General features: G+C 55.2%; 20 protein-coding genes. 12 read left to right on the top strand and 8 right to left on the bottom strand.

Going from position 1 to position 19711, the window contains the following annotated elements; translation table 11 throughout:
* Positions 1-59: 59 nt before the first annotated feature.
* Positions 60-392 carry a hypothetical protein gene (locus tag ASD32_RS29505; RefSeq protein ID WP_156383122.1) on the bottom strand — a complete coding sequence of 111 codons (333 nt, stop codon included), beginning with the start codon at positions 390-392 and terminating at the stop codon, positions 60-62.
* Positions 393-1206: 814 nt separating this feature from the next.
* On the opposite strand from ASD32_RS29505, the gene ASD32_RS29500 reads away from it, so the two are divergent.
* The 3 genes from ASD32_RS29500 to ASD32_RS09485 all read left to right on the top strand — a co-directional run bounded on the left by ASD32_RS29500 (position 1207) and on the right by ASD32_RS09485 (position 3051).
* Positions 1207-1353, top strand: coding sequence for a hypothetical protein (locus tag ASD32_RS29500; RefSeq protein ID WP_156383121.1), 147 nt, complete (start codon positions 1207-1209; stop codon positions 1351-1353).
* A 968-nt stretch (positions 1354-2321) separates the two neighbouring features.
* Entirely contained in the window at positions 2322-2552 is a 231-nt protein-coding gene (locus tag ASD32_RS09490) for a hypothetical protein (protein WP_060637785.1), read from the top strand.
* Positions 2553-2679: 127 nt separating this feature from the next.
* The gene (locus tag ASD32_RS09485) at positions 2680-3051 is read left to right on the top strand and encodes a response regulator (RefSeq protein WP_060637784.1); all 372 of its coding nucleotides are present in this window, start codon (positions 2680-2682) and stop codon (positions 3049-3051) included.
* Between the two features lie 77 nt (positions 3052-3128).
* Here ASD32_RS09485 and ASD32_RS29495 read toward each other — a convergent pair whose 3' ends face one another.
* The 3 genes from ASD32_RS29495 to ASD32_RS09465 all read right to left on the bottom strand — a co-directional run bounded on the left by ASD32_RS29495 (position 3129) and on the right by ASD32_RS09465 (position 6336).
* Complete coding sequence (locus ASD32_RS29495) at positions 3129-3305, bottom strand: hypothetical protein (protein ID WP_156383120.1); 177 nt, start codon at positions 3303-3305, stop codon at positions 3129-3131.
* A gap of 621 nt (positions 3306-3926) precedes the next feature.
* Positions 3927-4124, bottom strand: coding sequence for a hypothetical protein (locus ASD32_RS30010; protein WP_162252656.1), 198 nt, complete (start codon positions 4122-4124; stop codon positions 3927-3929).
* A gap of 1273 nt (positions 4125-5397) precedes the next feature.
* Entirely contained in the window at positions 5398-6336 is a 939-nt protein-coding gene (locus ASD32_RS09465; RefSeq protein WP_060637782.1) for an EamA family transporter, read from the bottom strand.
* A 90-nt stretch (positions 6337-6426) separates the two neighbouring features.
* Between ASD32_RS09465 and ASD32_RS09460 the strand changes: the two genes are divergently transcribed.
* Positions 6427-7044, top strand: a complete 618-nt coding sequence (locus ASD32_RS09460) for an ABATE domain-containing protein (protein ID WP_060637781.1) — start codon at positions 6427-6429, stop codon at positions 7042-7044.
* 348 nt (positions 7045-7392) lie between these two features.
* Here the strand turns inward: ASD32_RS09460 and ASD32_RS09455 are convergent, their stop codons facing one another.
* Positions 7393-8280 (bottom strand): NAD(P)H-hydrate dehydratase, encoded by an 888-nt coding sequence (locus ASD32_RS09455; protein WP_060637780.1) that lies wholly within the window; start codon positions 8278-8280, stop codon positions 7393-7395.
* The gene (locus tag ASD32_RS09450) at positions 8277-9038 is read right to left on the bottom strand and encodes a histidine phosphatase family protein (RefSeq protein WP_060637779.1); all 762 of its coding nucleotides are present in this window, start codon (positions 9036-9038) and stop codon (positions 8277-8279) included. The genes ASD32_RS09455 and ASD32_RS09450 overlap by 4 nt, the downstream gene beginning before the upstream one ends.
* Positions 9039-9527: 489 nt before the next feature.
* Here ASD32_RS09450 and ASD32_RS09445 point away from each other — a divergent pair, with 489 nt between their 5' ends.
* The 3 genes from ASD32_RS09445 to ASD32_RS09430 all read left to right on the top strand — a co-directional run bounded on the left by ASD32_RS09445 (position 9528) and on the right by ASD32_RS09430 (position 11775).
* Positions 9528-10031, top strand: coding sequence for a ferritin-like domain-containing protein (locus ASD32_RS09445; protein WP_060637778.1), 504 nt, complete (start codon positions 9528-9530; stop codon positions 10029-10031).
* Between the two features lie 66 nt (positions 10032-10097).
* On the top strand, positions 10098-10397 hold the full coding sequence (locus ASD32_RS09440) for a hypothetical protein (RefSeq protein WP_156383119.1): 300 nt from the start codon (positions 10098-10100) through the stop codon (positions 10395-10397).
* 248 nt (positions 10398-10645) lie between these two features.
* Positions 10646-11775 (top strand): IS3 family transposase gene (locus ASD32_RS09430; protein ID WP_156383118.1). Its coding sequence is split into 2 segments (ribosomal slippage): positions 10646-10889 and positions 10889-11775, totalling 1131 coding nucleotides; the frame shifts between segments, so codons are not numbered across the junction.
* A gap of 191 nt (positions 11776-11966) precedes the next feature.
* Here the strand turns inward: ASD32_RS09430 and ASD32_RS09425 are convergent.
* Together ASD32_RS09425 and ASD32_RS09420 are read right to left on the bottom strand one after the other, a co-directional pair.
* Complete coding sequence (locus ASD32_RS09425; protein WP_060637774.1) at positions 11967-13007, bottom strand: PAS domain-containing protein; 1041 nt, start codon at positions 13005-13007, stop codon at positions 11967-11969.
* A gap of 541 nt (positions 13008-13548) precedes the next feature.
* On the bottom strand, positions 13549-16686 hold the full coding sequence (locus ASD32_RS09420; RefSeq protein ID WP_060637773.1) for a DEAD/DEAH box helicase: 3138 nt from the start codon (positions 16684-16686) through the stop codon (positions 13549-13551).
* A gap of 582 nt (positions 16687-17268) precedes the next feature.
* On the opposite strand from ASD32_RS09420, the gene ASD32_RS09415 reads away from it, so the two are divergent.
* The 5 genes from ASD32_RS09415 (at position 17269) to ASD32_RS09395 (ending at position 19697) form a co-directional block, all read left to right on the top strand.
* Positions 17269-18132: an SDR family oxidoreductase gene (locus tag ASD32_RS09415; RefSeq protein WP_200953588.1), complete on the top strand. Its 864-nt coding sequence runs from the start codon at positions 17269-17271 to the stop codon at positions 18130-18132.
* Between the two features lie 134 nt (positions 18133-18266).
* On the top strand, positions 18267-18608 hold the full coding sequence (locus tag ASD32_RS30935; protein ID WP_280139422.1) for a hypothetical protein: 342 nt from the start codon (positions 18267-18269) through the stop codon (positions 18606-18608).
* A gap of 156 nt (positions 18609-18764) precedes the next feature.
* Positions 18765-19106 carry a glycogen/starch synthase gene (locus ASD32_RS09405; protein WP_082546716.1) on the top strand — a complete coding sequence of 114 codons (342 nt, stop codon included), beginning with the start codon at positions 18765-18767 and terminating at the stop codon, positions 19104-19106.
* A gap of 47 nt (positions 19107-19153) precedes the next feature.
* Positions 19154-19390, top strand: a complete 237-nt coding sequence (locus ASD32_RS09400) for a DUF982 domain-containing protein (protein WP_060637770.1) — start codon at positions 19154-19156, stop codon at positions 19388-19390.
* A gap of 46 nt (positions 19391-19436) precedes the next feature.
* On the top strand, positions 19437-19697 hold the full coding sequence (locus ASD32_RS09395) for a DUF982 domain-containing protein (protein ID WP_060637769.1): 261 nt from the start codon (positions 19437-19439) through the stop codon (positions 19695-19697).
* Positions 19698-19711 lie beyond the last annotated feature (14 nt).

Raw genomic sequence — 19711 nt, 5'->3', positions numbered from 1 at the left:
TCGCCGCCGTCAAATTGGCAGCAGTAAGAATTTGGATCAGATCGTTATGAGTCCACGGCCTAGGCAGCCCGCAGCAATCGGCGCGCCAAAAACCCGACTCCAGCCACCATTCCGACCAAAACAGCTAGACCGATGATTTCGTTCGGGACGAAGCGCCGTGGTTGTCCAAGGCCGCGGCTCGAGAGTTCCGCCACCTTCCCACGAAGGTGTGTAACATAAGCAGTTAGCCGACGGGCTTGTTCCATCTCGCTCAGCCGGGACGTACCGTTTTTTGGTCCATCGACTTGATCAGAATCAAGTTCCCCGGCTTCTAGCTCAGCAAAATATTCCTCCAGCTCATTTTCAGAGCCTGAGAGATTTCTCGTTCCCGTTTTTTTGAATGTGCCGCGCATTGTGATTCTGGCTCCCATGTGTTGCAGGCACTCAACGCAACCAGCAGCCAAAAGATGCAGAGGGCCGAACAAAAAGCCGCCACCCTTGGGATGACGGCTTGCGATCGGCTGCGCTGGTGCGCCGAGGTGGTGACTGATCGTACTGGGGCTGGTGAAGCCGCCTCGTAAAAGCCCCGCCACCATGAGGAGACAGCGACGGGGGGAACCTGCCGGACATGCGGGAACGACAGGCGGAACGCGGTAGGGCTAAGCCGCTACCCTCATAATGTCCTGGCCAATCGCGTTCCGGATAGTGACGTCAGCAATGACGAGTGCGAGCGGGCTGGGATTGAAGCGATCAACGTCCACGCTGTAATCCGTCTGCGTCGGATTATCGCGCCAGACATGGATGTTCCTGCACGGCGCCCGCAGCATCTTCGAACTGGATGAGATCGACGGCTTTGAACAATGTGGCCGGCGCGTTATGGATCGCAGGGAGAGGTCGGCAACAGCGCTTACCTGTCTTCTCGGAAGTGCAAGATGGCTCACGTTGCTATCGATCTTGATTTCCGTGATCTCGCAAAGTTAGCCAAGTTAGCTCCCGGAACCGTATCCCGCTTTGAGGTAGAGGAAGAATTGAAGGAGACCGTGGATGCGCTTCAGGCAGCCCTTGCGGCAGCGGGCGTTACATCGACGCGCACGGGAACGGCCCCGGAGTGCGCTTGCGGGTCGAACGCCGTGACCGACCTTCTAAATAAGTTGCCCCTCTTCGCCACCGACAAGGAGATCGCTTTAGCGGTGGTTGGCAAAGAGCGTGCCCAAATGTGGATTAAGAATGCAGATTTCCGCACCGACACACGAGCCAGGAGAGATGCAGCGCACCATGGAGTCCGAAGAAATTATCCATCCTCTGATCGACATGATCGTCTCTGCTGCCGTAGCTTCTGGCTGGGCCATCGATGATGGCGCTGATTGCTCTTGAAGACGCCGTCAAAGATATCAGGGCGGCTAAGCCGGCCAGCTAGCCAAAAAAAATGCCGCCACTCCCGGCAGGAAATGGCGGCGTAATATGGCTCACAATATAAAACCTGCAATATGGAATGCACTGCCTCACTCTCCCAAGAGTGTTCATATACCACTACTAATTTAGGGGGTTTGCAAGTACTATTACAGGGTTCTTGGCCTCTGCGAGCATGATGTCACGGCCATGTCACGTCATAGTCACGTAACCTTCTAGTTTCCTCATGGTGTCTGCGGCTAGGTAAGCCCTATCTACAAAATAGTGGGCGTCGAGAACTGCGTCCACGTCGGAGAGCTTAAGGTCTGTTAGAGAACCGATCTCAGCTGTAGTGCAGCCAGTGAGGCCTCTCCGAGTTCCTGCAGTTCCTCTTGGATTATGAAATGTCAGCCCGACGATGTCGGCCTTTTGGCAATCCGCCAAGATGCTCTGAACCCTTCTAAGGCCCACGGCTTCCCACGCGCATTTACCAAAATAGTCGGGGCGACTCTAACTGTCCTGGCCAATGGCTCACGAAGTGGCTGCCCGATGGCACTGCTACCCTCACGCCAGTCTTATCTTGTCGCAGCTTCAGCTTCTCACCATCATAGGCGTTCCATAGGGCGTGCAGGGGCGCCCTGGCGCTGTCCGGTCCAAAACGCCATCCTCAACGCGAGACGGAGTTCTTTCGGAGCAGCTGCCTCAAACTTGGCAATTCGCGGAGATCGAGTTTAGCGCTTGGACGAATGACGGGAAGCTAAGACACGCCTCTTTTTAGAGGGCTAGAGATAAGGCGACGCTACCCGAATCTAATCCACCGAATGACCAGAAAATCGCCCGGAACAAACATGCGCCGTCAAGTTGACCGCTGCTGGCACTGTTGCCAATCCCCAGCCAGCACAAGCCAACTTGGCCCGCGGTGCGCGGTCATTTGGACCGGTTGGAGGCACTGCATGCCGCACTACTTTTTCCACCTGATTACCGCCGACGGCACTGAACGGGATGATGAAGGCATAAACTTCCCCGATCTGGAAAAAGCGAAGGCCGACGCACAGTCAAGCCTTTCGGAAATGGCGTCTGACGATATGGCCGGCGGTCGTGCCACCAAGTACAAGGGCGTTGAGATTGCCGACAGCCAAGGCAACGTTGTCGCCAAGGTGAACGTCAACAACTCCGTTAACTGACCGCATTCATTTGGACGGCCAACCTGGCGACGATTCCCAACCTATTAAAATATTTTATTGCCAAAAATCGGATCCGGTAGTTCGATAGTCTCCTGCGATACATCCTACGGTGTTGGAAGGAGGCGCTATGAGCACCAGCGTAAGTAAATCAATCCTCATACTCGAAGACGAGCCGCTCATCGCGATGGACCATGAGCATTACGCTGAGCGGGCTGGGTTTACGCAGATTACAGTTATATCAAGCCGTGCCGCCGCTGAGGAATGGCTTCAATCGCAAACCCCTGCCGTTGCCCTTTTAGATATTCAGTTAAAGGACGGACCGTCTTCAAGTGTGGCAACGCTTCTGAGGAACAAAGGTGTGCCGTTCGTCATTTGCTCTGGCTCAGGCAAGGAGGACGCCGATCCCAACTTCCACGATGGTATCTGGTTGCCAAAGCCCTGCATCCCAGAAGAACTAATCACTGCACTCACACAGGCCAAAGCGAAGGTGGCCAAATAAAGCACAGGAGGCATGAAATGGAAGAATCGAGACAGAGACGCAAGCGCGGACCATCGGCACTCGGAAACTTCGACCAATCAAAAGCTGTAGCCCAGGAAGCGATTAGGGAGCGTCGCGAAGCCGATCAGCAGAAAACTCAGCGCCTGCGGGAGTTGCGCATGGCTGAGAAGCCAGATTCTCCGCCAAAGAGATAGCCGGATCAATCCAAACCCGGTCAGGGTCTCCATGTTGGAGGAGCCTGCGATGGTCGACAAACAGAAATATCCAGTATCTAACAAGGACCGTCATCTGGTCTGCCAGGAAGAAGTTGACGGTCCTTTGCAAATGATCTTGGAGGAAGCGACCGCGACGGCTGGGAAACGCTTGAAACAATCAGAGGTTTTGAGAAATCTGCGGGTGTGTACGCCCATGCGCATGACGACCCGAAAGACAGGAACGAAGAGCGCCTTTATTCACGAGCGCGTAGGCAAGGAGAATCCGAGACCATCTACGCTTGGACGATTAACGTGCGTGGGCGCCAGGACGTTCAGCACGTCACCACTTTGGATGAGCTTCGAGACTATTCGCGCGTCATGGATTTGCCCGGCATGGCCCGCCCGAATTTACCACTCTGGAGGCCAAAGTGCATAACCACGGCCTCTATACCCACACCGAGGGCAGCGAGCATGAATGGTCGCTAACTTGGATGAAGGTTGACGGGGCAGCGAGGTGAAATGACTAGGCGTCAGGTCGCTGTCCCATCAGATCGCGCACTTATGTCATGGTCGGAGCTGTTCGATTCTGGCCGCTAACCAAGAGATCGGTCCCGGTCTGACTGCCCGGATCTCGTTCGTTAGGTAAGGCTCTTCCGGACCCGATGTCGTGGCCGCCATCGACTACTCGCGGGAGCGATCTCTTTCCGTTTCGTCGAAATTGACGTCCCAATCTTTGTCTGGTGCCGTTTCGCCCGGCGGAGTGCGATGGCCGGTTACGTCTTCTGATCCTGTCACCACAGTCGGCTTGGCACTGGCAACTCCCGTGCTATCTCCATCAGCGCGAGATTTCGCGTATTGGCCCTTGGCGTCTTCCTTGATCTTGAGGGCATCGGAGGGGGTATTGCGCTCGGGGTCCTGATTGTTTTCGCCCAAAGCATCCCGATCCACATCGGGATTATCTTTCGCGGGAAGATAGCCCCGTGGCCGCGTTTCCTCCGGACCTTCCCAACGTGGTGACTGATCGGTTGTTCCGGGTGCGCCGTCTGTCGGTAGGGTATTGCCCATGGTCTTTCTCCGTTGAATGGAGGAAGAACCAGTCAGGAGGGCAGAAGTTCCTTGTTAAACTTGCCTAGCCAGAGCTTGGTCGAATGAACACCGTTGCGGAACTGCTGTAGGCGTAACCAAGTATTTTCGGATAAGCCAGGATACTCCAACCTTGTTCAAACCTCGACCGGCCATAAGCGACGTGCCAAAGAACCCAGAAATCTCTGGTTACGTGTTTCACTTAATTTCGGGACAGCGATTCCGCTAATTCCGGGACAGTCTTGGATGTGGATTTAAGGTCGATTTTCGCAAGCGCCGTTCTGGCAGATTGGCTCCTCATCATCGTTTGAGAGGGGCCATGCCAAGACAAAAGCAATATGACGATCTGGCACATCCACCAGTCGTGAATTTGGCGGGTAACTCAATGCGTACTGAAGTCAATTCGGTTTGGTGCAAAAAATCTACACGAGCTGTATTGACTGGCTTCAGCCCTGCAACATCTCTCGGTCGAGAGGTGAAAAAATGCAAAACAAATCACTAAAAAACCGTCCGACGAGAGGCAGGTCGCTGACAATTGATGAGTTTGCGTTCAAGTACGGGCTATCATCAGCAGACGCACGCAGGCTTTTCGAGGTTTCTGGGCCATCCGAGAACGACCTTGACATCTTGATGGCCGCCAAAGGCATTCTACCGACACAGTGCAAAGATTAATCCCCTATAGAGTCACAAAATTAGGGCCAGCCAGTTCCTCAGCCGCTGGAACGACACGCCTGTGTCTCCCTCCCGCGCCATCAGGTGGCTGGCCGCGCTCCAGCGGGTCTTTTTCCCTCGGAGAAAGATCGTATGCCGGATTATGGACGTTCGACACCAAGAGCTCAGGTATAAGGACGCCGACGGCGCCAATCATGTAGCTCAATGCTCCGTTGGATCGGTCCTTTCTCGACTATCTTTGGCTGATGAATCAGGCAATTAATGTACCCGCCATAGGGAGATTTTAAACGCCCGAGCAAGGTCGCGCAATAAAGTCAAACATTCTTCCAGGGATGAACGGCGTGGCGGGTTCGACGTCCCTTTTGTTGCCGTCTGATTTATGTTTGGTTTTCACATTTCAAAGCGCTGTGGGTTTCCTCACTGACGTTTCCGCCATTGCCAGATATGCGCCAATCAGCATGACGATGATGCCGACCACGTCGAAGACGGTAACCTGTTCGGAAAAGAAGAGCACACCGAGTGCGACGGCGATCACCGGCGACACGAAGGCATAGCTGCCGGCACGCGATGCGCCGATATCCCTCAGCAGCCGCATATAGGTCGTATAGCCGATGAGCGAGCCGAAGATGACCAGGAAGAACCAGCCGGTCCAGGCGATCTTGCCCCAGTTGCCTGAAAGCGCGGAAAGTGCACCAGGCTCTGACAGCAGTGCTGCGGCCAGCAAGGCGATGCCGCCGACCAACGTCGTGATGCCCGCCACGAACAGGGCCGGATAGGATCGCAGCAGTGGCCGTGCCAGCACTGAGCCGTATCCATAAGTGAACGCCGCCGATGCGACCGCCAATCCGCCCCAGAGGCTCGCGCCAGCAAAGGCCTCCGGCTTCGATACATGTTCATCTGGCGCCGATGGCCAGAAGAGAATGATCAGCCCCGAGACCCCAAGCAAGATCGCCAGAATCCTCCTTACGTCGAGACTCTCCTCGCGCAACAACAGAGCGAAGCACAAAAGAGCGATAGGCGTCAGCGACATCTCGAGGACGGCGGCAGTGCCAGTATCGATATACTGCATGCCCCAAAACAACGGAGCGTAACACAGGGTGATCATCAACATACTGACGGCGACGAAACGGATGCTGTCCCCAACTTTGAAGGTCGCTGCCTCGCCCCGGGCCCACCCATATAGCAGCAGCAATACGCCTGCCGCAGTGAAACGGGTCCCGGCAAATAAGAGGGGCGGCACAATTTCGATGCCTGCCTTGGTTCCGATCCATGTGCTTCCCCAGATAATGCACAGCATCAGAAAGCGAAGCTGGTTTTTGTTGAGGTCCAGGGTCATGGCAGTTCCAATCTTTGTAACGGATAAATAGTATATAGACCGTTACAACCCCCTCTTGCCCAAATCGTTCCCTCATCCGATATTGAAGAAATGACAAATCAGAAGACCATCGCCGATATCAGTCTACTTGGCGGCCACCCAGCCCTCGACTTCGTCAACACGGTCGACTGCCGCAGTGAGCGCTGGGGTCCCGATTTCTTGAACACTCCCAATGATCTGGTCACCTGGGCGCGGCGCGTCGATCTGATCGACGAGGACGAGCGCACCGTTCTGCGGTCGAACGCAATGAAATCGCCCTCCAAAGCTCAAAAAGAACTGATCCACGCAAGAGCACTGCGAGAGGCCCTGCATCGCATTTTTCTGACGGAATCGGAGGAGAGCTCGGTCGGCGAGGCAGATCTGGCACTCCTCAACAATGTGGTACAGAGCGCTCAGACGAAACGAAAATTGTTCAGTGTGGCAGGCAGGATCGAATGGCAGCATTCACCTGCAGAGCATTTGGATGCGACCGCCGACCGTATCGGCTGGGTAGCCGCAGAGTTGCTGACATCCAAGGGTGAGCGTCGCCCCATCCGGGCATGTCAGGGTCCAAATTGCGGATGGCTGTTTCTGGACCTTTCCCGCAATGGCCATCGGCGGTGGTGTTCCGATCAGACATGTGGATCGCACGCAAGAGTGAGAAAGTTCCGCGCCGTGCGATCCGCGTGACAGGCGCTTAACAGATCGCTTTACGCCGCCGCGGCTGCAGTGTCATGATCGGCTCCAAATCGCGTCAATAGTGCATGCGGACATCATCAATGGGGATCTTGCCGAATTTCATTTGAAGCTGATGTAGCGTTGAATTTCGATACTTTATCGCCGTGCATCGAGAAAGCAACAGTCGCTCTCGGTGCACACGGGACAAAATCATTTCCGAAACGGAGGTTAAGAACTGATTCAGCGACCCCAAAGGTATTAAAACGGCCGTTTTTTCACACAACGGAATGGTCACACCCAAAGGCATTGTGAAGGCGACGTACGCTTCGAAATCGCAAGGGGAATGCGGCGAGAATGCGTTTACTTTTTGAGCGAAGCATCGATCATAAGCTGGGGTATAAAGGCGGGAATCTCACGAGCCAAGAATCCAAGCGGGGCAACCGACTTGGCGAGCTTTGAGCCTGCTTCGCCATGAAGGAAAACGCCCCATATGGCCGCAGCTGCGGGTTTGGTTCCGCGCGCTAATAATCCTGCAATAATGCCAGCAAGGACATCGCCTGAGCCAGACGTGGCCAGCCCGACGCCACCGCCCGTGTAACGCCAGTTCCCGTCCGGTGCAGTGACGATGGTCTGGCTACCTTTCATCACAACCACCAATCCAAACTCTTGCGTCAATCGTAAAGCAGCTGAGGCGGGATCGGCTTCGACGACCTCTTTGTCTAAACTTAGCAGGTTCGCCATCTCTCCGGCATGCGGGGTGATGATGATGCGCCCCACCCTTTTGCACAGACTGTCGCCGAGTTCGGTGATTCGGGGAAAAGCCCCGGCATCCACGACAATGTTGGCTGCGTTGGCAGTGTCAAGCAGACATTTCAGTATCTCGTGACAATCAGGCTCCTCTACCATTCCAGGGCCCACAAGCAGCGCATTCGCGTCGGCCCACCTGGAAGCGCTGGACTGGAAGGGCGCACACTGGAGACCCCCATTTGGCGTTTCTGGCAGGCTGATGACCAACGCTTCAGGCATAGCAACTGCGAGAGCTCCGGCCCGACTTTCTGCGGAGACGATCTGAAGTTTTCCAGCCCCGGCGCGCATTGCGCCCAGGGCAGCCAAAAGGACAGCTCCCGGCACTTCCGTGCTTCCACCGATAATGCAGACCCGACCGCGCTCTTCCTTGCTTCCTTCCGCTGGTTGCGGCAGCGGAAGGGACGTGAGCATGTTGGAGTCGATGATTTGAAAGTTCATCATCGAGCAGCCACGTTAGCATCTGTCTCAGCCGTTACCGGCGCTCCAGCCTCGATCAGCGGCGCCACGAAATTGTAGCGCTTCAAGATCAGGCTCCCCCCGACTTCCTTGCCGGTTTCAGCGACATATTCGGTAACCCCGCAATTCGACACGTCGCCTTGCCTATCAATCTCCAGAATTTGCTCTTCAGACAGATTCTCAATGATATAACGCATGCACAAAACGACCACCTGATGAGCGACGATCAAGACGCGTTGATCGGCGTAATGCAAGCTGATCGTATCGAGCATGCTTCGTAGTCGAAGAATCACATCACACCAACTCTCGCCCGCCGGCGGCCTGTGATAGAATTTTCCCATGATCCGCCGAAACTCAGCCTGATCTGGATGAAGCTCTTCGATCCCACGACGTGTCAATCGATCGAGGATGCCGAACTCCTTCTCCTGCAGCCGCTCGTCCAGGCTCACGGCGAGCTTTGCCGGCTCTGAAAGCTGCTGGGCGATGGTTTCGGCGGTCCGCAGTGCCCGTTTATAGGGTGATGCCAATATAACATCTGGCTGTTCTGATATCTTTAGGCCGCCGAACCATGCTGCTAGCGCGTCAGATTGCTGTTGGCCAAGCGTACTTAGCGGTACATCGACATCCCGTTCGGTGATATCGATGTGTGCATGTCCAGCAAAATCTGCGGCGTCGCGGGCAACATTCCCGGCACTTTCACCATGACGAACAATCCAGATTTGTTTCGGCCAATTCTGTTTCATGTCGCTCCGGTTTATCTATCTGTTACGAATATCCCTGCCACCCGCACTCATGCTCTACAAATGCTAGGCTCAAACCCGAGAGCCGGTTTTATTGGAAATGGTTCCACAGCAAAGGTAACGCCGTGGGTAAGACACTGCGGCCTCGAAAGCTGCCAGTTCACCTGGTAGACCGGCCTCCTCGACAGCCAACTTGCGCAGCGGGTAACCAGACAAGCTAAACGGCCATTCTGCGGATTTTAAGGACCAGCCCCTAGTCGGGAAGCTCACAGCTAACCATGGCGGTAGGAGTGGCCATTGGCGCGGCACATCGCCACACTCATGATGGGTAAGACACAGCTATGATGCACAAGTTTTTCCGGTTTCCAAGTTTGTACTGTCGCTGCCTCCCCACCTGAAACTACGTGCAGGTCTGGCGGTTCCGAGGGGAACAATTTTACGCAAGCGTGGTTGAGTCCTGCATTTCAAGCTCGCCGCTAAAAGGAGATCCACATGGCTGAGAAGACACTTGACGATCTGTTCCTCGACACGCTCAAGGACATTTACTTCGCTGAAAAGCAGATCCTGAAAGCACTTCCGAAAATGGCTCGCGCCGCGCAGTCGGAAGAAGGCAAGGCCGCGTTCTTGAAGCATCGCGACGAAACCGACGGCCAAATCCAACGCCTGCAGCAGGTGTTCGAAATCATCGGCAAGGCTGCCCGCGGCAAGACCTGCGAAGCCATCCAGGGCATCATCGCCGAAGGCGAGGAAATTATGGAAGAATACAAGGGCTCGGTCGCCCTCGATGCTGGGCTGATCTCGTCAGCACAAGCTGTCGAGCATTACGAGATCGCGCGTTACGGTACCCTGAAGTCCTGGGCTGAACAGCTTGGATACACAGAAGCCGTTGCCTTGCTCGACGCCAATCTCCAAGAGGAAATCACCACCGACGAGCTGCTCACCCAGCTTGGTGAGGCTTCGGCAAACCCTAAGGCTGGCAAGAAGAAGGTTGCTTGATAACCCTCCGCATGATGAAATACGAGGCCCGCTCCGGCGGGCCTTCCAGTGCTAACAGAGTTACGGATGACAATCGAAAGCCGCCGGGCCAAAATTCAGAACCTGATCGACTTTAAAAGCGTCGCGGGCCGATCCATCGCGGACGATGCAGACTTCTTAGCGCTGGCCGAACGCTGGGTAAATCACGAGATAGACATGGCTGAAATGCGTCGGCTCTATCAGGCAGTCCGGGAGGAGCGGCGCAGGCAAAAACTGAAGCCGAATTCAGCCCTCACGGCAGGATCCGTCCGCGAAGAGCCGACCACGTCGTCCGACGAGTTCCTCGCCGAAATGGCCCGAATGACACGATCTGATTTCAACGATTAAATATCTAAATCGTAGCTTTTTTCAGAGTGACGGCATCTATGCCAAAATAGATACACTTCACCGGTGCATGGACAATACGCCCGGCATAAACCCGCGCATCGACCAAAATCGGGACTATTTTGCTTTCTATTGTTGCCCCTTTTTTCGAGGAGCGCCTTGGGGTCCGTGCTGCTACAAACGCGCGACATCTGAATAGCCCCGAGATTTGTAGACGCCTTCTTTCCTAATTTTGAGGCAAGAGGATCACCATGAGCAAATCGAATTTCAGCGAAGAGTTTAAGCGCGACGCGGTGCGTCAGATCACGGAACGGGGCTATCCGGTTGCGGAGGTTTCGCAGCGGCTGGGTGTGAGCCCGCACTCGCTTTATGAGTGGAAGAAGAAGTTCTCCTTGGCGTCTGGCAACCCGGGCAACGACCATGCCGAGGAGATCAGGCAGCTCAAAAAGGAGCTGGCGCGTGTCACCGAGGAGCGCGACATATTAAAAAAAGCGACCGCGTATTTCGCCAGGGATGCAAAGTGAAGTACGCGTTCGTTGCAAAGCATCAGGCGCTGTTTTCGGTGCGCACGATGTGCCGCCTGTTGCGCATCCATCCCAACGGGTTTTATGCTTGGCTTCGGATGCCCTTGAGCAAGCGTGCCTTTGAGGACAAGCGGCAGATCGATCTGCTCCAGACGGCTTGGGAAGAGAGCGGCAAGGTCTACGGGTATCGCAAGCTTCATGACGACCTGCTCCATCACGGCGAGACATGCTGCCCCAACCGGGTTGCGCGTCTGACGCGGATTGCCGGGATAAAAGCTCAGATCGGCTACAAGCGCCGTCCCGGAGTTTACGGCGGCAGGCCTTCCATTGTCATCGACAACACTCTGGACCGTCAATTCGACGTTGCTGCTCCCGACAAGGCGTCGGTCACCGACATCACCTACATCCGGACCAACGAAGGCTTCGCCTATCTCGCGGTGGTGATCGATCTCTATTCCCGCCGTGTTATCGGCTGGTCGATGCAGAGCCGTCAGACAACGGATGTCGTGCTTCAGGCACTGCTGATGGCTGTCTGGAGGCGAAAGCCAAAGGAAAAGGTTCTGGTGCATTCGGATCAGGGATCGCAGTTCACCAGCATGGACTGGGCATCGTTCCTGAAGCACCACAGCCTGGTTCACTCGATGAGCCGACGCGGTAATTGCCATGATAATGCGGTAGCAGAAAGCTTCTTCAATCTGCTGAAGCGCGAGCGGATACGGCGAAAAGTCTATCGGTCACGAGACGAAGCCAGGCAGGACGTGTTCGACTACATCGAGATGTTCTACAACCCGAAACGCAAACATGTCAGAAACGGAATGCTGTCACCTGTTGAGTTCGAAAAACAGCAGAAAACCTAACCCGAGGGTGTCCACGAAACTCGGGGCTATTCAATCGCTATCGCAGCGGGGTCCCGTCATATTCAGGTGGTAAAGCTTAGATTCGCATCCGAGCGGTGAAATCGAGCCATTACTTTATTTCAACGTTACCCCCGCGACATTGTCCTGTAGTCCTGGTTTGGAACCGAACCCGAGTAGCATCTGATCCCAGCCTACATACTGGAACCGGACAGGGGAACGGATAAGCGCAGTTCCAATCCGTTGTCTGTCCATGTCCTGTGCACGCGACCCTTCAACTGTGTCTCTATCATCGCCGTGACAAGAATAGACCCAAAACCGGGTCTGCGCTCCGCCGACTCCAAAGGCGGCCCAGCCTCCACCCATTCGAGTTCGAAGCCAGACTCGTCCGGCAACGGCTCCCACTGGATGGCGACGGTACCTTCCTGCGCCCGTAAGCACCCGTGACGGGTCGCGTTGACAGCAAGTTCGTGCAAAACAAGGCCAAGTGGCTGAACCAACGGCGACGGCAGCATGACAGGTGGACCAAAAACCGTCAGCCTCTTTTCGGCGAACGGTGCTACTTGCTGACGAACAACTTCTTCCAGCCTGACCGCGCTCCAGCCAGACTCCGCGAGCATAGTGTGAACCTGCGCCAGCGCTTGGACGCGCATCTGTATGGCGGCGGCATACCTCTTGGGATCTTCAGCATTGCTGAGTCTGACGATGCTATCGACGATTGCCATGACGTTCTTGGCGCGATGGTCCACTTCTTTCAGAAGCCGGTGTTCGGACGCCTCCAGCCGCTCGATGCGGCGGCGCTCCGTGACGTCGATCTGCGATGCAAAGATGTAGTCGACCGTTCCATCATCGGCCCGCAGAGGGCTGGTGTGTAGTTGATTCCAGAACGGTGCCCCGCCTTTTCTGTAGTTGAGAATTTCAACAGTGACCTCCCGCTCCTCCCGAATGGCGGAGCGTATCGCTGCAATGGCAAGGGGCGATGTGCCCTGTCCCTGCAAAAAGCGGCAGTTTCGACCGATCACCTCGTCGGCCGTGTATCCAGTCAGTTTGAGAAACGCAGAGTTGGCGAGTACAATCGGTTGGTCCGGCGCTCTGGCATCCACAACCACCATCGGCATTCGGGTTCGCTCAAATGCAAACGACGCAAGTTCTTTGCGGTCCGCGAACCCCTTAGTTGAAAAGGCAGATGGGGTATCCCCGTGAAGATCCGCGGTCGATTGGTCGTGCAATGCCATTTGCGCTCCTCGCTGTGTGCGACACAACGCGGAGAAAAGTCTTTAGTTCAATATGAGAATATTATCGAACCCCGGAAACCGCCGATCAGGCCAAAGCAAGCTTTGGAAGTGTTTCAAAGCTTAGGCGCGCCAGCACGTAGCCTGGATGTATCGTGCCCCGAGTTCCTTAAGCGTGGCAAGCTCGCGTTTTCTCGACGCCTTCGCAGGTGGCCGCGACGCCAAGTTCGTCCAGCATGGCAAGGCACGGCGAGCTTCGCTTGATCCTGGTCAATGCCCCGGATAACTCCATCTCTAGCTGGACGATATCAGGCTGAAACTTCGCATACAGATTGAGCCGCGCGTGGCCTACCCCAAAACCGTCGATTGCCGATTTGAATAAATCGCCTGGTAAGTGTTCAAAAGGGTTAGGACATGACCAATGTCCAGTTTTTCATCTTGTGAAATCGAAGATGATGCGGCCGGCCGGGACACCGTGCGCGCACGCGGCGAAAAGCGTCCTTCGTATGAAAGTGCGTAGCTCGTAGACGGCGTGTCGGGATGATCAGATGCCTTCAAACAGTTCCTCGAAAAAGGCTATCCTTTCCAGACTACTGTTCGTTTTCAGTGTGTAAATCAGACGGCCTTCCCGAAGCACTGCCGGATGTGACCGCGTTAGCAACTTGAACATCTTCTGAGTGGGCCGTTGGACAAAGCTTATCGCCATCGCCAGCGGTCCTCCATCAAGCTTGCCCATATGAAAACCGTTCGCGCCAATCCGCAGCTTGGTCAGGCGAAACAGAATCGATACCTCCTCAGGTAGTTCACCGAAACGATCCTCGAACTCCTCCGCAAATCCATCTACCTCGCTAGTTTGCGAGGCTCGGAGCAGTCTAGCGTAAAGATTGAGCCTCACTTCCCCATCCGCCACATAGTCGGCCGGGATTACTCCGGCGATGCCGAGATTGAGAACAACCGGCCTCGCGGTAATCACTGTTTCTTTCCTTGCTGCATTCATCGCCCGTTCTAACAGCTTTTGATACAGACTAACGCCGATCAACTTCATGTGGCCTGCTTGGTCGGAACCAGCAATGTCTCCAGCTCCGCGAAGGTCAAGATCTTGCATGCTGATCGCCAACCCAGCGCCGAGACGATCGTTTTCCACCATGGTCGATAGCCGCAGTCTTGTTTGCTCGGAAATGTCGTCATTATTCGCCGTAAGAAAATACGCCATTCCTTGGGCCTTACCTCTCCCAACACGTCCGCGGAGTTGATGCAGTTGCGCCAGCCCGAATCTATCGGCGCGCCAGATGAAGATCGTGTTCGCCCGGGGAACGTCGAGACCGCTCTCGATGATGTTCGTGGACAGAAGGACATCGCCAATGCCATTGGCAAACCCGACCATTACCTCATCCATTAACTCGGCTTTCATCTTGCCATGAGCAACACGTATAGAAAGTTCCGGAGCGATCTCACCCAGCATCTCCTCGACCGGCCCAATGTCCTCAATTTGTGGAACGACGAGAAAACTCTGACCGCCCCGGCGATATTCCCGCATCAGGGTGACCCGCATCGAGGCTCGATCAGCCGTGCTTAGGGTTGTCCGGACTGGCCGGCGTTTGGAAGGAGGCGTCGCAAGAATGCTGACATCCTGAACGCCGATCATCGCAGCCTGCAATGTCCGGGGGATCGGCGTCGCTGACATGGTGAGCGTGTGCAATAGCGGTGCCATCTCCTTCATTATTTGCTTTTCTCGGGCCCCGAACCGGTGTTCCTCGTCGACAATCAAAAGCCCGAGATGTCTGAAGGAAATATCTTTGGCCAGTATTGCTTGCGTCGCGACAATGATTCCGATGTCACCATCAGCGATGCCTGCTTTCACCTGCTCGGCTTTTTTCGGCTCAACCACTCGGGACAACATTGCCACCTGGATTCCAGTACCAGCGAACCGGCGCTCGAATGTGGTAAAATGCTGTCGGACGAGCACTGTGGTCGGTGCAATGATGACGACCTGGCCGGCAGCCAGTGCCACTGCCGCTGCAGCACGTAGCGCTATTTCTGTTTTTCCAAATCCAACATCACCGCAAATCAACCGGCTCATGACGGTCCCGGAGGCCAGATCCTTGAGAACGGCTTCGATCGCCGCAGCTTGATCAACTGTCTCCGCATACGGAAAGCGGCGAACGAATTTGCTATAGTCTCCCCGAGGCGGCACGAATAGCTCCGCCTTCTCCTCCTGCCGCTTCTTCGCAAGTTTCAATAGGTGCCGGCCGACAGCGCGAATGTGCTTGTCAATGACAGCCCGTCTCTTAGACCATGCTTCAGTATGTAACCGGTCGAGAGTCACGGCGTCCGGCTCTGATCCATACCGCCAAAGTTTTCCAAACTCGTCGATCGGTACGAGAAGTGAGGCGCCGCCGCGATATTCGAGCCGGGCAGCGTCTCGCGTGATCCCGTCGACTGTGACGCTTTCCAAGGACTTGAAGATGCCAATTCCATGCTCTTCATGCACGACAACATCGTCCAGCCGCAGTTGGGGCTCCGTAAGCCGTGCCACGCTATCGGTGGTCCCGGCGAGGGCACCAAGGACGTCCTTCACGGTAACGACGTTGAGAGTGGCTGATGCGAAACCATTATCCAAAGGGCAATCCAGCACCAACAGCGCACCGGGTTCGGCAACCTGGACATCTGTCCAGGTGCTGATCCGCCTAAAAATGGTCTCTGTCTCACGTTCTAGCCGACGCTTGATACCGTCAAACGTTTGGCCGCCCCCGGCGAAAACAAAGGAGCGGCCCGCTCGTTTTTCTGATTTCACAAAATCGATCAACGCTCTATGGGGATTTGAAGCGTCAGCAAACCTTGGAAGCGAGCGCGCCTGTCCCAGATCAAGTTCTATCCTAGCAATGGTTTCCAACGCATCAGCCCATTCGGACGGCCCAAGATAAAGTGAGTGCACTCGTTCAACGGCCTCGCCATCAAAACGCTGGCGCGCTTGGCGGGCGTCCTCGATAATATCGAGGTAGCTGCTTAACCGCTCGTCAGCCCCGTCTTCAAAGGCGATGTCAACTTTACCCAACATTTCAAAGACTGACTGCAATTTTCCGTAAAGCTGAAGAAGGTTCTGCTCCGAAACTTCGGGCTGTGGATCTTGGCTATTGAGGTGATCGTCTCGGGAAATCGCTTCCGTCGCCGGGCCGAAGACCATTTCCTCGACAGTGCTCGTGGTTCTTTGCGTGATGGGATCATACCACCGAAGTTCGGCCACTTTCGAATCTTCTGTGAGAGCGATACGCATAGGTTTCGATGCGCCTGCAGGGAAAATGTCGATCACATCATCCCGGAATACAAGTTCGCCGGGTTCATCGACAATGCCGTCTTCTAGATATCCAGTTTGGCGGACGAAACGTTCGAACGAGTCCCGATCGAAAGCGCCTCCGGCTGCAAGCTTGAACGAGCTGTTCTGTATGAAGGGCATGGGTGGAACGCGCTGAAGCACAGAATCTAATGAAGTGATAAATAGCCTGGGGTTTTCGGATGGCTGTAACCAGACTCTAAGCGCGTCCATGCGCCGTCCCATTGCTTGCCTGGATGGAGGCACGCGGTCGTAAGGAAGGCAATCCCAGGGGGGAAGAACCACGATTTCGAGTTCGGGATCGAGACAGCGAACAGCGGCGGCAACCTTAGTGGCGCCGTTTTCACTCAATGAAACATATCCGCGAGATCTGTTCGAATGCACAATTAGGTCGATGAGTGCGGCTGCTGTCTGTGCTGCAGTAGGTCGGAGGACTGGGTTTACATCATCGGCATCGACCGAACTTGTGTACTCAATGACACGCAACGCAATCTCCAACTATCTCGCCTGAGAGAAGGCCTCAATAGGCGTCGGCTGATCCGCCGCGCCAATAAACCCGAGTTGTAGCAGATAGTTCCAGCGACATCCGGTGCTTCCGTCTTAAGCGATCCGGGATCGGAACATAAAGTAAATTGAGGCCCGTTATATCATTGGCTTAATCTGAATTCGAAACTCTGGCACGCGCGGTGGAGGAAAATTTCTCCGCGCCGTGCCGTCACATATCAGTGTTCTCGAAGGGATACGAACCGGCGAGTGAGACTTCGATGAACACTGGTACATTGAAATTTGAAATCTTTAAGGTGACGGCATAGCCCAATTATGGACGAGGCTTGCGATTGTAATGGCGTGTCGAATGATTTGCGCGTGTGCGAACGCCGGGGAACCTCTTTTGGTTTGGGTCGTTCTCCGATGCCAATCAATCAGGAGATCGCCATGCCTCAAGACAATCGCCCAATGCCGCCTCAGCCCAAACAAGAGCAGGCACCTCCAGGCGAGACCAAGCTCATGCAGCCGGTGCCTGATCATGGCGAGCAATCATACAAAGGATCAGGGCGTCTTGAAGGCAAAGTGGCGTTGATCACAGGTGGAGATTCCGGTATCGGCCGAGCGGTAGCGATCGCTTTTGCCCGCGAGGGCGCAGATATCCTGGTGTCGTATCTGAGCGAGCACGAAGACGCGGAAGAGACGGCCCGCTGGGTACGGAAGGCTGGTCGCCAAGCTGCGGTCGCCCCTGGTGATATCAAGAGCGAGGCCTTCTGCAATGCCTTGGTGGAGAGGGCCGTCGAAGAACTGGGAAGCATTGACGTCCTCGTTAACAATGCCGCCTTTCAACGAACCTATAATTCCATCGAGGACATCCCTGCCGACGAATGGGATGAGACCTTCCGGACGAATATCTACGCCCCCTTTTATCTCTCAAGGGCCGCAGTACGCCACATGAAGCCAGGCAGCTCCATTATCAACACGACATCGATCCAATCACGGCAGCCTTCATCATCCTTGCTTGCCTATGCTTCAACAAAAGGGGCCGTTTCAAATTTCACAGCCGGCCTCGCGGAAATGGTTGCCGACAAGGGGATCCGGGTCAATGCGGTTGCCCCTGGCCCGATTTGGACGCCGCTTATCCCATCAACGATGCCGCCCGAAAAGTCTGCATCGTTCGGCAAGCAGACGCTCATCGGCCGTGCCGGACAGCCAGCGGAACTTGCAGGGGCTTATGTACTCCTCGCATCCGATCTTGGTAGCTATATGACGGGCGCTGTCATCCCAGTGACAGGGGGGGAGATCATGATCTAGATCGGCCGACTGTATACCAAATGACGCCTGTTCATCGGCAAGGCCGCCGCTAGTTTCCTGAAGTTCAATGCATGCAAGTCTTGTCAGCCGCATCGGAAGTTTATCCGCTCATGAAAACTGGCTGATTGGCAGACGTGACTGGTGCGCTTCCGAAAGCGTTGACCTCGTACGGCATCTACACCCGGACAATCATGCCCGGCTATGCGGGTACTCTCGAAAAACTGGTCGACGTGCGCAACGAGGCTGACGTGGAGCTGCTAGGCGAGACTGCAAGGTTTTATTCAGGTCGCCATGACGGGATGGCTGTGATCATTGTGACTGCCCGGTTCTCTTCTACCGCGATGGCGGCCCCTATTTGGATCGCGAAGGAGCGGACTACAGTGACAACTGGAGACGCTTTGCCGCCCTGTCGTCTGCGACGGCACAGATCGCCGCGAATGGCCTTGGTGGTTGGCGGCCGGACGTCGTGCACATGATTGGCAAAGTGGCCTTGCGGCTGCGTATTTGAAGGCGATCGGGGCAGTGCCTGTCGTGCTTTCAATCCACAACCTCGCGTTTCAAGGTCAATTTTCGCAAGAAATCTTCGGCGAGCTTCAGCTGCCGAGTGAATTCTTCTCGACAGAAATAATTGAATCCTATGGGGCATCGGCTTTCTCAAAGCTGGCGTCACCTTGGCCGACGCGGTCACGACGGTAAGCCCCACCTACGCGCGCGAAATCCTTACCGAGGATTTGGGGATGGGCCTCCAGGGTATCTTATCGGCGCGGCGTGACAATTTAATAGGTATAGTCAACGGGATTGACATGGATGTTTGGAATCCGGAAACGGATCCTTACATTCCGGCGAACTACGATACCCGCAGTCTCGGCCGCCGCGCCGCCAATCGTGCTAAGCTGGAAGAGCGCTTCGGGGTGGAAGAAGGAAGTGGGCCGGTCATGTCAGTGGTCAGCCGCCTGGGAACAAAAATCAAATGACTCAGTTTTATGCCCCGTCACGTCTTACAAAATGTACGGAGAATTCCATGTCGGCCAAATGGCACGAGCCCGTAAATATCCAAGTCCCAAAAAGCGGCGATGTCCGGGTCGACGGCCCGTTCGAGGCACTGGTAGTAATGATGGACGAATGGCCAAACCTGCGTGGAGCAGGTTATGTAAAAGCTCGCAGTCTATGCCGCGCTGCGATCGCAGGTCGCAAGGATGCGGAAGAGGCCCGGGAGATTTTCGTGGTCGCAGCGAAGGAAGCAAACCTGTTGCATTGAAAGCGCGACAATAATCTGGTGTCGTTACAGATGCGGTGGAGAATCGATGAGTATTTCCTGGAACATACCCGTTGAGCTGCAGTTCCCTAGCAGCGGCAGGGTATCCGTGAGCGGGCCGCAAGAAGCATTGGATTATCTTTTGGCAATTTGGCCCACGGAAGACGGTGAGCTCTACATGAAGTGTAAGGCGGCCTGCATGGAAGCTCTGGAGGGCGTCACGCCGGTTGAAGAGGCCCGTACGATTTTCCAATCCGCCGCAGCAGAAGTTGGGATTGGTCTTGGACCCAATCAGGTTAGACCTTCATAGAGCGAAAGTGTGAT

This window comes from Rhizobium sp. Root483D2 (assembly GCF_001426685.1).
GTDB classification, from domain to species: Bacteria; Pseudomonadota; Alphaproteobacteria; order Rhizobiales; family Rhizobiaceae; genus Pararhizobium; species Pararhizobium qamdonense.
Note: the sequence above shows the minus strand (reverse complement) of the source record. Positions and strands in the feature narration are given on the sequence as shown.

Coding starts and splice junctions, on each gene's coding strand:
- ASD32_RS09425 (WP_060637774.1), bottom strand. CDS start 13,007: ATGGCATTGCACGACCAATCGACCGCGGATCTTCACGGGGATACCCCA.
- ASD32_RS09455 (WP_060637780.1), bottom strand. CDS start 8,280: ATGATGAACTTTCAAATCATCGACTCCAACATGCTCACGTCCCTTCCG.
- ASD32_RS09440 (WP_156383119.1), top strand. CDS start 10,098: ATGACAATCGAAAGCCGCCGGGCCAAAATTCAGAACCTGATCGACTTT.
- ASD32_RS09490 (WP_060637785.1), top strand. CDS start 2,322: ATGCCGCACTACTTTTTCCACCTGATTACCGCCGACGGCACTGAACGG.
- ASD32_RS09395 (WP_060637769.1), top strand. CDS start 19,437: ATGAGTATTTCCTGGAACATACCCGTTGAGCTGCAGTTCCCTAGCAGC.
- ASD32_RS09415 (WP_200953588.1), top strand. CDS start 17,269: ATGCCTCAAGACAATCGCCCAATGCCGCCTCAGCCCAAACAAGAGCAG.
- ASD32_RS29505 (WP_156383122.1), bottom strand. CDS start 392: ATGCGCGGCACATTCAAAAAAACGGGAACGAGAAATCTCTCAGGCTCT.
- ASD32_RS29500 (WP_156383121.1), top strand. CDS start 1,207: ATGCAGATTTCCGCACCGACACACGAGCCAGGAGAGATGCAGCGCACC.
- ASD32_RS09485 (WP_060637784.1), top strand. CDS start 2,680: ATGAGCACCAGCGTAAGTAAATCAATCCTCATACTCGAAGACGAGCCG.
- ASD32_RS09445 (WP_060637778.1), top strand. CDS start 9,528: ATGGCTGAGAAGACACTTGACGATCTGTTCCTCGACACGCTCAAGGAC.
- ASD32_RS09450 (WP_060637779.1), bottom strand. CDS start 9,038: ATGAAACAGAATTGGCCGAAACAAATCTGGATTGTTCGTCATGGTGAA.
- ASD32_RS09400 (WP_060637770.1), top strand. CDS start 19,154: ATGTCGGCCAAATGGCACGAGCCCGTAAATATCCAAGTCCCAAAAAGC.
- ASD32_RS09465 (WP_060637782.1), bottom strand. CDS start 6,336: ATGACCCTGGACCTCAACAAAAACCAGCTTCGCTTTCTGATGCTGTGC.
- ASD32_RS09460 (WP_060637781.1), top strand. CDS start 6,427: ATGACAAATCAGAAGACCATCGCCGATATCAGTCTACTTGGCGGCCAC.